This is a genomic window from Lysinibacillus sp. G01H (genome assembly GCF_028872195.1).
In the GTDB taxonomy this organism is placed as follows: Bacteria; Bacillota; Bacilli; order Bacillales_A; family Planococcaceae; genus Lysinibacillus; species Lysinibacillus capsici.
In genome coordinates, this window is record NZ_CP118397.1 from 3,142,553 (window position 1) to 3,155,648 (window position 13,096).

The window sequence follows — 13,096 nt, forward strand, 5'->3', positions numbered from 1 at the left end:
ATGCATGTAAATATTGTCAATACCACTCTATCTTATTACAATACGTTGTCGGTTTCAAGAATAGTTTTAATTTTCGTTACCATTAAATCAATCGCGACCTCATTATCCCCACCTTCTGGAATAATGATATCAGCATAACGTTTCGTTGGTTCAATAAATAAATTATGCATTGGTCGAACCGCTGATAAATACTGCTCAATCACCGAATCTGTTGTACGTCCACGCTCTTTAATATCACGCATAATGCGGCGAATAATACGTAAATCTGAATCTGTATCCACAAATAATTTAATATCCATTAAATCACGTAAATCAGCATCCTCTAGAACTAGAATACCTTCTAGTATAATAACATCTACTGGTTCAACATGTATAACTTCTTCTGCCCTTGTATGCTGGACGTAATCATACACAGGTTTTTGAATTGGTTGACGAACTAACAACTTTTTTATGTGCTCAATTAATAAATCATTATCGAAAGCTAACGGATGATCATAGTTAGTTCCTAAGCGTTCTTCAAATGTTAAATGACTTTGATCCTTATAATAAAAATCTTGTTCAATTACCACAACAGAATGCTCACGGAAAACATCATAAATGGCGCGCGTCACGCTCGTTTTTCCGGAGCATGAGCCACCTGCGATTCCGATGACAACAGGGCGCTTCACTGCCATTAGTTATTCTCCTTTCGCATCATGTTATGCGGCTTCAATGGTGTATCACATTTAAATTTAACAATTTGTAATGGATGACGTGCTGCATCTAGGCTATTGCCATCCTCGTCCCAAATTTCACCCATTGTTAAACGGAAATTCTCAATTTCAGGACCAAAGAATTCTACTTCGTCACCAGGTTTAAAATAATTACGCTGTTGCATTGTCACTATTTTTGTCTCTGGATCATGCTCTAAAATAAGTCCAGCAAATTCATAGGTTGTTTTACGACCATGCACACCAAACATCTGCTCCTCAAAGCCAGGTGCATCATGGAAGAATGCTTCAGCCGTATCACGGTTAGCACATTTGTCTAATTCCTCTAGCCATTCACGTTTAATGTTAAAGTTATCTGGATCTGCACAATAAGCATCAATCACTTTACGGTACACAGAAACTACTGTCGCTACATAGTGAATGGATTTCATACGACCTTCAACTTTTAACGAGTCAATACCTAGCTCAATCATATGAGGAATCGCTTCAATTAATTTTAAATCTTTTGGACTCATCGCAAATGGTGCATGGCTCTCATCGAAAAGTGCTTTTTCTTCACCATCTTCTAATTCATATAGATCATAGTCCCAACGGCATGATTGGCAGCATCCCCCTCGGTTTGAGTCACGAGCCGTCATATGATTAGAAAGAACGCAACGACCAGAGTAGGCAATACACATTGCTCCATGGACAAAGGCCTCAATTTCAATGTCGACCTTTTCTTTCATCAGCTTCATTTCTTCTCCGCCGACTTCACGTGCTAATACAACACGATGTAAACCTTCCTCTTTCCAGTACTGGACGGCCTTCCAATTGGACAATGATTGCTGAGTAGAAAGGTGAATTTCAAGCTTAGGTGCTGCTGTACGACATGTTTCAATAATGAGCGGGTCTGCTACAATAATACCAGTTACGCCCACTGATTCAATATCCTTTAAATAACGCTCTAAGCCATCCATATTTTCATTGTGGGCAAAAATATTTGTTGTTACATATATTTTCGCACCATATTGATTGGCAAATTCTACACCTTCACGCATCTCTTCAATTGAAAAGTTATCCGCATTCGAACGTAGGCCAAACTCTCGCCCACCGATAAATACAGCATCTGCTCCGTAATGGACAGCTATTTTTAATTTCTCTAAGCTACCAGCTGGAGCAAGTAGTTCTGGTTTTTTAGTAATGACACGTTTACCGTTGACAATCTCACGGATTTTGTCATTTTGCTCTAACGCTAATGCCATGTTATTGTCCCCTCCTAGTAAACTGTTTCCTTGAAGATAAAGCCTGTATCTAATGGTCTAATAGCTGGTTGAATATCTTCAATTTTTGCTAATAAATCGTCTTTTATTTCTTCATATGCGTCTTCTGATTCGTCAAAATACGTATCGATCGCTTTTCGATAAGCTTCTGTTACCGCGACTACATAGTCTGGTGTTTGAAGTACACCTTCAATTTTCAGCGCATCGATGCCACCTTCAAATAATTCGCCTAGTTCATCAATCATACACATATCATTTGGACTGAAAATATGTGTACCATTCACATCTTCATATATTGGATATTTATTATTTCGTTCATCATCATGTAGGAACATATTACGATTTTCTTGGCGATTTTCAATAGCCATTACTTTATCTTGATATAAGAAATAATGGCCGAGTAATGGGCGTTTTGATTGGAACATACATGTCATGCCATGTACTTGTACTTCAATTTCCATTTCAGTATTTTCTTTAATCTCTAATACTTCATCAAGAGAAAGCTCACGCGCTAATACGGCACGCGTTGCACCACGTTTCCCCCAGTAATTAGCTGTAAACCAGTTTGTAGCTGTCGTTTCTGGATTCCAATGTAACGGAATCGTAACACCTTGCTCTCTGCGAATAATGAGTACCGCTGGATCACCGTAAATTAAACGGTCCACACCGATACGTTGCATTTCTTTTAAATAATCAGCAAGTGCCTCTAGTTTCTCATTATGGAAAAGTGCATTGACTGCAACATATACCTTTTTACCCGCTTCATGAATAAGCTTTGTCGCTTCTTCTACTTCTTCAACTGAGAACTCTCCTGCTAGACGTAGACCAAATTGTTGTTCACCAATAACAAAAGCATCTGCTCCAGCGGCTAAAAGTGCTTTTATATGTTCTAATGATTGTGGTGTCACAAGCAATTCTGGTTTTTTCATAGTAGTCACCTCTTCAAACATAGTAATAAACCATCACCGACTGGTAAAAAAGCACTTGTATAATCTGGGTGCTGCATAATCCAATCCGTGAAGCTTTTTAAATTGCGAATCATTGTTCGCTTACGACGTGGAACATCCTTCAACTCTAAATCAGACAAACCATGCATGTACATATTATCGATATACAATACCCCACCTGATTTTACTAAAGGTGCATACTTTTCAAAAAAGCGTTGGTATTGTCCCTTCGCAGCATCAATAAAGACCGCATCGAATGTTGTGTTAATGGCCTCGTCATCCACTTCTAAAGCGTCACCCTCAATGACCGTAATTCGATCTGATACAGTCGAACGTTTAATATAGGCTTTTGCCCTTGCTACACGATCTTGATCACGTTCAATTGTAACAATTTGGACATGAGGCAATGCCTCTGCCATACGAATAGCAGAGTAACCAATTGCTGTACCTATCTCTAAAATTTTTGACGGATTTTGAATACGCAACAGTTGATTTAATGCATCAATACCTGCTAGCTGCATGATCGGTACGTGATGCTCCTCCGCATATGCTTCCATTTCTAAAAGCAATTCATTACGTGGCTGTATAAATGATTGTATATATGCATCTGATAATTCCATTGTTTCCACCCTCATTTAAAAGGCAACGAGCGTTTGCCGTTGTCTGTACTTCATCATTTATCAACAAAAAGAAAAAGACCAAACGTGATGTCTTGGTACTTTGCCATACAAAAATGAGCAATTGCTTCGATATGCTCAAACAATTGCCACCACGCATATTTGTCCCGCATAAATGAACGGATTGATCAAAAATCACACTTTATAATAGCATGAAAATAGAAGGAAAGCTATTTTTCTTTCCTTCTATCCATCTGTTTGCTATACGATTTTTGTTCTTCCTATACGTTTACTCTTCTTTTCGTAAATATTTTTCTACCTTCTGCAAATGCTCATCATAGGTTTTCGAGAAGTGGTTGACACCCTCTTTATCTGCTAGGAAGTAGAAATAATCTGTTTGACTTGGATTTAATGATGCCTCAATAGAAGTTTTACCTGCACCCGCTATTGGACCAGGTGGTAGACCTTTATTTTTGTATGTGTTATAGGCATTATCCACTTCTAAATCCTCATATAAAACACGATCCTTGTGATCACCCAGTGCATAGAGCACGGTTGGGTCTGTTTGTAGTGGCATCCCTTCATTGATTCGATTATAGAAGACACTTGCAATAGTCTCTCGATCCGTTTGAGCAGTCGCTTCTTCTTCCAATAATGAAGCAAATGTTAACAGCTGATGTACGGACATTTGTTTTTCAGCTAATACATCACTATAGTTCTTCACCACATTGTTCATGGCTGCTATCATCTCTTCTACAATCGCTTGTAAGGATGGTTTTTCCTCATAATAAGAATACGTAGCTGGATATAAATAGCCCTCTAAGTCATAGCGAATATTGTCAGCTAAAACCGCCTCTGTAACTAGCTCAGGATAATTAGCCATCATTTGTTGAACAAATGTGTCACTCGTCACAAGATCCATAAATTCTTTTTGTGTGTACGGTGTTTTCTTTTCAATCACTTTCCCAATTTGTTCAAGTGTTAAGCCTTCTGGGACCGTCATCGTAAAGACAGGCTTACGATATACCTTCCCTGTTTTCAAGCTTTCAATAAGTTCATCAAAAGTCATTGCCTGTGTTAAATCATAATTTCCCGCTTGAAATTGTGATTCATTTTTAAATTTTGCATAGTACTTAAAAACACGTGCATCTTTTATGACACCTTTTTTCTCTAGTAGTGTTGAAATGGAGGACAAACTAGAGCCAATTGGTACTTCTACCGCAATCGTTTTCGTTGCATTAGGGTCTAGTGGTTTTAAAGCACCTTTTACATAATTGTACCCAAATAAACCAACAACGCCAATTATTAGTACGAAAACAATGGCAATAATTGCGACGATTTTTCTCACGATTTTTACCTCAGATTTTCTTTCTTGCATTTTTGAAAACATTTCTTGTTTTTTAGAACCGTTATCCACGGGTTTCCCCCCTATCACTATTCAATATCATACTAGAAATCAACTTTCACGACAAACAGAAATCGACAATTCAGGAGAAATTACATATGTAAAAAATCTGCCAACAACTTTCGTTAGCAGATTTTTGAGCATTCTAGAAATAGTTTATCCTATAAAGTGTTTAATACTTCTTCTACAAATTCCCATTCTTCATCTGACTCAATCGGGTATAATTCTTCAATCTGGCCTTCATTTCCAGCTATATATTGGGCAGCAAAAATATCACGCTCATCAATCGGTTCATCTGTTGCTGGCACATATAATACATACGATTTACCGAATTGCTCAGACGAAAACGTATGAATGACTTCGCACACTTGATCTTTTCCTTCTTCGTCTGTCACAGTAATTAGCTGTGGTTCTTCTTCAAATTCATCAAGTAATGTTAACACCACTTCATTAATCATTTCCCATTCTGCATCTGTTTCAACAGGCTGTAAATTTGTCATCTCACCTGTATTGTCATCATAATCAAAAGTCATCGCCGAAAGGTCTCCTGGAATTTCTTGACCGGTTTCATCTAGAAGGGAAAATAACACATAGGACTTGTCCTCCGCATCAAAGGTAATGACCACACGACACTGCTGTTCCTTACCATCTTTCCCAATGATCATAAATTCTTGCGTTTCTTCATTCATCCTGTTTCCTCCTTTATGACAATTTGATGTCATTTATTAAATCGTTTTTGAGGCTATACACTTTAGAATAGCTTCTCCTATTTTTGAGCAAGTTTTCCCTGTTTAGGAGCTTTTCTTCTCTACATTTGAGCAGGCTCTCGAAATTTTCGAGCGTGGCTTTGAGCGGAGCCTCCATTCATGGAGCGGTGCCACTCTAATTCTAAGCGAATCCTCTAACTTTATGAACGTTTCCCAACAATTGTGGATCAAATTCACACATCTACAATGCATTCATTCCTCCATTTAACAATCCTTCTACAATAGAAAAGCTTCAATAAAAAAGGAACAAGGACTGCAAGCTGCGATCCTTGTTCCAAGCTTTGAGTTAGAAGATTAGTCTTCGTTTTCATCCTCTAAAGCGTTTAAAACGTCCTCTACCATATCCCACTCTGCTTCAGTTTCGATTGGTGTTAATTCACCATCTTCACCATTTTCAGATGGTACAAATGAAGATACAAAGATTTCAACTGAGCCATCTTCATCTTCCTCTGCGCCTACCATTGAGTAAAACACATATGATTTGCCAAACTCTGGAGATTCATGAACGTGAATCACTTCACAAAGCTGCTCGTTTCCGTTTTCGTCAATCACTGTAATGTGTTGAACATGTAGTTCTTCTTCATGGTTATGCTCGTGTGCCATGCATAGTCACCTCATCAATTAATTTTTGCTATCTAAGTAGCCTTGTAAAATCATCACAGCTGCCATTTTATCAATGACCTGCTTGCGCTTTTTGCGACTCACGTCCGCTTCGATCAGCATACGTTCAGCAGCCATCGTCGTTAAACGTTCATCCCATAATTTGACCGGTAGTGAGAAATGCTCTTCTAATAGCTTTTTATAGTTCTCAGAAGCCTCTCCACGCGGTCCAACCGTATTATTCATGTTTTTTGGAAAACCTACAACAAATTCTGTTATAGTATATTCCTTTACTAGCTCAGCGATACGGTCAATACCGAACTCACCATTAGCCTCATCAATTTTTACGGTTTCAATACCTTGGGCGGTCCAACCAAGTGCATCACTTACAGCAACACCCACAGTTTTTGACCCAACGTCTAATCCCATAATTCTCATTTCTAGTCCTCGTTATTCTTTTTGATATAAAATTTAACAAGCTCCTCTAGAATTTCGTCACGCTCAAGCTTGCGAATTAAATTACGAGCATCCTGATGGCGAGGAATATACGCCGGATCACCAGAAAGTAAGTAACCAACAATCTGATTGATAGGGTTATATCCCTTTTCCTCTAATGAAGAATGAACTTTCAACATTACCTGCTTGACTTCCTGTTCCATTGATTCTTCTGGAAAATTAAATTTCATCGTTTGATCAAATGAACTCATGACCAGCACCTCGCTTTCAGAAATAAGGAGATGTGCAAACAAGCTCATCTCCAATTTCTCTTTATTATAACATGTTTTGGTGAATTAATTAAATGGATTTAACATAATCATACACAGAAAGTAGTGCTTCATCAAGTTTTGATGCATCTTTTGCACCTGCCATCGCCATATCCGGACGACCGCCACCTTTACCACCACATGCTTCCGCAACCATTTTCACGATATTTCCAGCATGGTAATTGCCACCAACTAATTCTTTTGATACTCCAGCACATAGCATAACCTTATCGCCATCCACTGCTCCAAGAACGATAACAGCCTTTGGCATTTTCGCCTTCAAATCATCCATCATCTGACGCAGTTGGTTATTGTCTTTTGCTTCTACCTTTGTAGAAAGAACTGTGACATCTCCAATTGTTTGTGCTGCATCAACAATTGCCCCAGCCTGAGCATTGGCAATTTTTTGAGATAATGCTTCGTTTTCACGTTGTAATTCTTTGTAGTCTGCTTGTAATGCCTGTATTTTTGTGACAATATCTTTAGCATTTGCTTTTAATAATGCTGCTGCATCATTTAATAATGCTTCTTCTTCTTTTACTGCTTCATAAGCAACTTTTCCTGTAACAGCTTCTATACGACGAGTACCTGCACCGATACCACCTTCTGAAACAATTTTAAAGAAGCCAATTTCAGAAGAGCGTTTAACATGGATACCACCACATAGCTCAATCGAATAATCTCCGATGGATACTACACGTACAACATCTCCATATTTTTCACCGAATAATGCCATAGCACCCATTGCTTTTGCTTCATCAATGCCTTTTTCTTCAATAATGACCTCTATATCATCCCACACTTTTTCATTTACAATACGTTCAATTTGTTGTAATTCTTCTTTTGTAACTTGACCAAAGTGAGAGAAATCAAAACGTAAACGGTCAGGTCCTACATATGATCCAGCTTGGTTTACATGATCACCTAGCACATCTTTTAATGCACGTTGCATAATATGTGTTGCCGTATGGTTTTTAATGATTAAATTGCGGTCATCACGATTGACCACTGCTTGCACTGCATCTTCCACATGCATTTCCCCAGATTCAACTACTACTGTATGAAGCGGTTGACCATTCGGTGCTTTTTGAACATCTTTTACGACAGCCGTAAAGCTATCATTTGAAATAGTACCACTATCGGCAATTTGGCCTCCCATTTCAGCGTAGAATGGTGTCTTTGCTAAAATAACCAATGCTTCCTGACCTTCTGAAGCGACTTTCGCAACTTGACCATTGACGATCATTGCAGCGATTTCAGTATTAACAGTTAACGTATCATAGCCAACAAATTCACTAGCAACCGTTAAGTTTGCTAATACTTCATTCTGCACTTGCATCGAATCAACATCTTGTCGTGCAGCACGCGCGCGTTCACGTTGCTCTTCCATCGCTGCCTCAAAACCTTCATGATCTACTTTCATGCCTACTTCCTCTGCATATTCTTCCGTTAGCTCGATTGGGAAACCATAAGTATCATATAAACGGAAAGCATCTGCTCCTGGGATGTAATCATGACCGACTGCTTTTTGAGATTCCACTACTTCATTAAAGATAGCTAAACCACCATCTAATGTTTCATGGAAACGAATTTCTTCATTTTTAATGACACGTTGAATAAATTCGCTTTTCTCTGTCACTTCTGGATAGAAGTCTTCCATAATTTTACCCACAGTTGGTACAAGTTCAAACATAAATGGTTTTTCAATGCCAATTTGTTTAGCATAGCGAACCGCACGACGTAGTAAACGACGTAATACATAGCCACGGCCTTCGTTTGATGGCAGGGCACCATCACCTATAGCAAATGCTACTGTACGGATATGGTCTGCAATCACTTTAAATGGTGTATTAATATCTTCTTCTGAGCCAAAGATTTCATTTAAGTCTACTTCGCCAGGTCGTTTATATTTACGGTTGGCAAATTCCTCGATTTTTTCAATGATTGGCATAAATAAATCAGTATCAAAGTTTGTTGGTACATTTTGCACGACGGACACAATACGTTCTAAGCCCATACCTGTATCAATATTTTGCTTTGGTAGTGGCGTGTAAGTGCCATCAGGATTATGGTTAAATTGAGAGAACACAAGGTTCCAAATTTCAAGGTAACGCTCATTTTCTCCTCCTGGATACATTTCAGGATCATTTTCATCTGAGCCGTATTCTACGCCGCGATCATAAAAAATCTCTGAGTTCGGACCAGATGGACCTTCTCCGATATCCCAGAAGTTCCCTTCTAAACGAATTAAACGTTCTTCTGGAATACCGATTTCCTGATGCCAAACATCATAAGCTTCCTGGTCTTCAGGGTGAATCGTGATAGATAATAATGCTGGATCAAAGCCCATCCATTTTTTATCTGTTAAAAACTCCCAAGCGTAATGAATTGCTTCTTTTTTAAAGTAGTCACCAATAGAGAAGTTTCCTAACATTTCAAAGAATGTATGGTGTCGAGCTGTTTTCCCAACGTTTTCAATATCGTTGGTACGAATCGATTTTTGTGCATTTGTAATACGTGGATTATCAGGGATAATACGGCCATCAAAATATGGTTTCAAAGTTGCAACACCTGAGTTGATCCAAAGAAGTGATGGATCATTTATTGGCACAAGTGGTGCTGAGGGCTCATGATGATGCCCCTTTTCTTTAAAAAATTCCAAATACATACGGCGAATATCTACTGCTTTCATCGGATAAATTCCTCCTATTTTATATTGTAAAATCACGATACGAGTCCTGCGATCTACCGAAGAAAATAAAAAAAGCCCTCATCCCCAAAAAGGGACGAGGACTTGTCATTAGTCTCGCGGTACCACCCTAGTTGTAAGTAAAAATCTTACTTACCTCTTTAGCACTTGTAACGTCAGTGAACGGCAGGGATTAGCTGCACTCTGGAGTAGCTTTCGGCATTTGCTGTTGTGAGGATTTTTTCAGCCTAGAAATCCCTTTCTTGTGCACACACAAATACGTACTTTTTCCATCATCGTTTTTACTTTTTCTATCGAAAATTATAAAAAAAATCTATTGCGCTGTCAATTAGTACTAGTATGACTAACACTAACTAAGCAATCATTTTTTTGAAATATATCCACATACCCCATGTAAAAATAACTAAGAAGGCGCTAATTGCAATCGTTGTATAAGGGGTATCTTGATAAGGTAAAGGTACATTCATTCCAAAAAAACTAGTAATTACTGATAGTGGTAACATAATTGTCGAAATGACCGTTAATAAATTCAGCTTTTCAATGGATTTCCCACTGATAATTGAAAAATACGTATCAAGCGTGCTGTTCACTAAATCGCGATATGTCTCTGTGGAGTCGACAATACGTTCTAGATGGTCATTCAAATCTTTATAGAATGGAATATTTTCTTCTTGAATGTCAAATTTCCACTGACCATTGATTGTAGAAAAAATTCTTCTTTGTGGCATAATGGCCTGACGAATTAAAATAATTGTCCGCTTCAATGCAAGAAATTCCTCTGTCACCACTTTTGGTTGATAATCATAAATTTCTTCTTCTAGTTCATCTATACGTGCGCGAATTCGTTCTAATACTGGGAAGTATTCGTCTGTAATACCGTCAATAATAGTATGCAATAAAAAATCAGTACCCTTTTCTAAATATCTTGGGCTATTGACACAAACATTCTCCATTTTCCCTAGCCATTGCAACTTTTGTTTATGCACAGTCACAATATAGTTTGGTCCCATAAAAATATTTAACTCAACTGTTGTAATTTCATTGTTACTTTTCTCATTATAGATTGGTGCATGGAGCACAAAAAATTTATAATCACCATAACTATCCATTTTTGGACGTGAGCCTTCATGTAAGCAATCTTCAACTGCTAGTGGATGAAAGCCAAATACATCTGCTATATTGTTCAATTCATTATAACTATAGGCATATAAATCTACCCATAATAAATCTTCGTTATGAATAGGGAGTTTTAAATCAATCATATTGAAATCATGTTGGACTGTCTTGCTGCTGCTATTATAATAGTGGATTTTAATCATTGCATTTCACCTCATGTTTGTTATTGAGGGAAACAAAAGGTCATCCTTATCACCTTTTGTCTGCATCGGTGATCAGAAATCGATGACTTTTTATATGTTTCCGTTTGCCTAAATGATACTTATTCGGTTCAGGACTACTATCCATTTCTCATCACCTTCCTTCCATAACAAAAACACGCCTTCTACGAATGAAGGCGTGTTGAATACACATATCAAAAAATAGCAATAAAATACATTGCATGCTTGTTACCTTCAAACGTTGAGTTTTAGCACTATGCGGCATAGGAATATGTCCAGCTACGTTAAAAAACACCTTATTTCGATGATTTCTGTTGACCCATTGGCGTCTCTCGACATTTTTGGGTAGTAGCGTATCTCCAGCATAGGAGCCTCACCTAACGAAGGGAGTCTTATTTTTTTATTCCTGTAAATGATAACGGATAGTTTCACAACTGTCAAACTTTCTATCAATCATTTTTCAGAAAGTCTTCTACTCTTTGCACTAAATGCTCTCGTTGATAAGATTGATAGAGCAAGCTAGATAAACGTACAGGATCACCAAAGAAAAAGCGTTCGTACAATGTCTGTCTTGTGCCAAAACTACTCATCGTTAAATCCCAAGCTAAACGGAATTTCTTTACTCGCTCTTCTCCTTTGTCTTTGAATGATTGCAAATAATGTTCAAGATCACCGTCATCTACTGCAAATGCATGTTCAGTCGGTATAGACATCAAGCCACTTGCTCCTAGTTGCTGGATAATTTCCGTAAAAGTTGGATAAACTTTCGGGAAAATTTGAATAGCTACTTGGAGGGTTGCAAGGTCAGGTCGAATAAAGCCAAAATTATCTCTTTGTGCATCCACTTCTGATTTGATTAACAGTGCTTTCATCGTTTCTAATGGCACAATCACATCCACCACTTTTTGTTGTACATGTTGATAGTCTCCGATGTTAATAGTGTCCACTATCGATTGCACAACCCCAAGTACAAATTCGGTCTTGGCAATTTGGCGAGATAACACTTGATGTAATGTGTAAGCTTGGAAGCCACTGACATTCATAAATTGATTGGCCACTTCTATATTTTCATAGTAAAAAACACGTTCCCATGGGACAACTACATCATCAAATACAACGATTGCATCCATTTCTTCAAAACGAGCACTTAACGGATAATCAAAGGTAGAATCTCCCCCTACAAACGATTGCCGACATAAAAACTTTAAGCCTTTAGTATTACTTGGAATAGAAAAACCGAAACCTTTTCCTTCATCATAGCCATTTGTCGATAAAACAAGAAGCTCATCTGTTATGCCACCCTGTGTTGCTAGTAATCTTGCCCCTTTAATGACTAAGCCCTCACTTGTCTTCCCAATGATTTTAGCAGCAATGGTTACTTCTTCATCCTCATAGTAATAGCGTTTGCGATTTACCTGTGGTTCAATAAAGGTATGTGTCATCGTAATATCATTCTCGCGAGCATACTCATAGAACTTTAGCAAATGCTCTGGGAAACAATTTGGCTGCTCTTTTAAAAAGTCTGACGCTGATGCAAGGGCCATTAATGTTGTATTCATATAATCAGGGCTTCTCCCCATAAAGCCTTGTGAAGATAATGCCCATTCTCTTGCCGCATGGCGCCTTTTCACAAGATCTTCTTGCGTCAATACTTGAAGAAAGGACATGCCAACTTTCTGTTTGCTAGTTGGCGATTCATAGGTCATTTTTTCAAGAAGTGCCTCTTGATGTTGTAAATCAAAAAGTTTCGCTTGACTCTGAATAATTCCTTTAAAGGCAGGATGTTCTGACACCTTCCCTGTCACGATTTTCCCATCTATCGAAATATACGTTTTTAAAGCATCAATTCGTTCAATATACTGCTGCCCTGTCATTATTGGCATGCTGTCACCCCTATACATTCCCTATGTTTTTGTACTTATCTAGTATATGAAATGTCCAAATATTAGGTGACGATACATCAATTAGAAAAACCCG

Annotated in this window: 12 protein-coding genes, 1 riboswitch and 1 other annotated feature; all 12 genes read right to left on the minus strand. The window is 38.1% G+C overall.

Going from position 1 to position 13,096, the window contains the following annotated elements; translation table 11 throughout:
• Nucleotides 1-35: 35 nt before the first annotated feature.
• On the minus strand, nucleotides 36-674 hold the full coding sequence (gene udk, locus PSR12_RS16035) for a uridine kinase (RefSeq protein WP_221679987.1): 639 nt from the start codon (nucleotides 672-674) through the stop codon (nucleotides 36-38).
• Nucleotides 674-1,954, minus strand: a complete 1,281-nt coding sequence (locus PSR12_RS16040) for a peptidase U32 family protein (RefSeq protein ID WP_004226855.1) — start codon at nucleotides 1,952-1,954, stop codon at nucleotides 674-676. The genes udk and PSR12_RS16040 overlap by 1 nt, the downstream gene beginning before the upstream one ends.
• 14 nt (nucleotides 1,955-1,968) lie before the next feature.
• Nucleotides 1,969-2,901 (minus strand): peptidase U32 family protein, encoded by a 933-nt coding sequence (locus PSR12_RS16045; protein ID WP_009373774.1) that lies wholly within the window; start codon nucleotides 2,899-2,901, stop codon nucleotides 1,969-1,971.
• Between the two features lie 5 nt (nucleotides 2,902-2,906).
• Nucleotides 2,907-3,539 (minus strand): O-methyltransferase, encoded by a 633-nt coding sequence (locus PSR12_RS16050; protein WP_257520230.1) that lies wholly within the window; start codon nucleotides 3,537-3,539, stop codon nucleotides 2,907-2,909.
• Between the two features lie 286 nt (nucleotides 3,540-3,825).
• The gene (gene mltG, locus PSR12_RS16055) at nucleotides 3,826-4,953 is read right to left on the minus strand and encodes an endolytic transglycosylase MltG (RefSeq protein ID WP_009373773.1); all 1,128 of its coding nucleotides are present in this window, start codon (nucleotides 4,951-4,953) and stop codon (nucleotides 3,826-3,828) included.
• Nucleotides 4,954-5,102: 149 nt separating this feature from the next.
• Nucleotides 5,103-5,630, minus strand: a complete 528-nt coding sequence (locus PSR12_RS16060; RefSeq protein WP_004226844.1) for a DUF1292 domain-containing protein — start codon at nucleotides 5,628-5,630, stop codon at nucleotides 5,103-5,105.
• A 372-nt stretch (nucleotides 5,631-6,002) separates the two neighbouring features.
• Entirely contained in the window at nucleotides 6,003-6,311 is a 309-nt protein-coding gene (locus tag PSR12_RS16065) for a DUF1292 domain-containing protein (RefSeq protein WP_004226842.1), read from the minus strand.
• Nucleotides 6,312-6,329: 18 nt separating this feature from the next.
• Nucleotides 6,330-6,746, minus strand: coding sequence for a Holliday junction resolvase RuvX (gene ruvX / locus PSR12_RS16070; RefSeq protein ID WP_004226840.1), 417 nt, complete (start codon nucleotides 6,744-6,746; stop codon nucleotides 6,330-6,332).
• A 2-nt stretch (nucleotides 6,747-6,748) separates the two neighbouring features.
• Nucleotides 6,749-7,015, minus strand: coding sequence for an IreB family regulatory phosphoprotein (locus PSR12_RS16075; RefSeq protein WP_004226839.1), 267 nt, complete (start codon nucleotides 7,013-7,015; stop codon nucleotides 6,749-6,751).
• An 88-nt stretch (nucleotides 7,016-7,103) separates the two neighbouring features.
• Entirely contained in the window at nucleotides 7,104-9,764 is a 2,661-nt protein-coding gene (gene alaS / locus PSR12_RS16080) for an alanine--tRNA ligase (protein WP_274769729.1), read from the minus strand.
• 87 nt (nucleotides 9,765-9,851) lie between these two features.
• Nucleotides 9,852-10,067, minus strand: a binding site (T-box leader).
• 68 nt (nucleotides 10,068-10,135) lie between these two features.
• The gene (gene corA, locus PSR12_RS16085; protein WP_221679980.1) at nucleotides 10,136-11,101 is read right to left on the minus strand and encodes a magnesium/cobalt transporter CorA; all 966 of its coding nucleotides are present in this window, start codon (nucleotides 11,099-11,101) and stop codon (nucleotides 10,136-10,138) included.
• 244 nt (nucleotides 11,102-11,345) lie between these two features.
• Nucleotides 11,346-11,511: riboswitch (M-box (ykoK) riboswitch) on the minus strand.
• A 57-nt stretch (nucleotides 11,512-11,568) separates the two neighbouring features.
• Nucleotides 11,569-13,002, minus strand: coding sequence for a 4-hydroxyphenylacetate 3-monooxygenase, oxygenase component (gene hpaB, locus PSR12_RS16090; protein WP_221679979.1), 1,434 nt, complete (start codon nucleotides 13,000-13,002; stop codon nucleotides 11,569-11,571).
• Nucleotides 13,003-13,096: the final 94 nt, after the last annotated feature.

What these genes read in the sequence shown, in the direction of transcription:
- udk (WP_221679987.1), bottom strand. Translation starts at nt 674, where the DNA reads ATGGCAGTGAAGCGCCCTGTTGTCATCGGAATCGCAGGTGGCTCATGC.
- PSR12_RS16040 (WP_004226855.1), bottom strand. Translation starts at nt 1,954, where the DNA reads ATGGCATTAGCGTTAGAGCAAAATGACAAAATCCGTGAGATTGTCAAC.
- PSR12_RS16045 (WP_009373774.1), bottom strand. Translation starts at nt 2,901, where the DNA reads ATGAAAAAACCAGAATTGCTTGTGACACCACAATCATTAGAACATATA.
- PSR12_RS16050 (WP_257520230.1), bottom strand. Translation starts at nt 3,539, where the DNA reads ATGGAATTATCAGATGCATATATACAATCATTTATACAGCCACGTAAT.
- PSR12_RS16060 (WP_004226844.1), bottom strand. Translation starts at nt 5,630, where the DNA reads ATGAATGAAGAAACGCAAGAATTTATGATCATTGGGAAAGATGGTAAG.
- PSR12_RS16065 (WP_004226842.1), bottom strand. Translation starts at nt 6,311, where the DNA reads ATGGCACACGAGCATAACCATGAAGAAGAACTACATGTTCAACACATT.
- ruvX (WP_004226840.1), bottom strand. Translation starts at nt 6,746, where the DNA reads ATGAGAATTATGGGATTAGACGTTGGGTCAAAAACTGTGGGTGTTGCT.
- PSR12_RS16075 (WP_004226839.1), bottom strand. Translation starts at nt 7,015, where the DNA reads ATGAGTTCATTTGATCAAACGATGAAATTTAATTTTCCAGAAGAATCA.
- alaS (WP_274769729.1), bottom strand. Translation starts at nt 9,764, where the DNA reads ATGAAAGCAGTAGATATTCGCCGTATGTATTTGGAATTTTTTAAAGAA.
- corA (WP_221679980.1), bottom strand. Translation starts at nt 11,101, where the DNA reads ATGATTAAAATCCACTATTATAATAGCAGCAGCAAGACAGTCCAACAT.
- hpaB (WP_221679979.1), bottom strand. Translation starts at nt 13,002, where the DNA reads ATGCCAATAATGACAGGGCAGCAGTATATTGAACGAATTGATGCTTTA.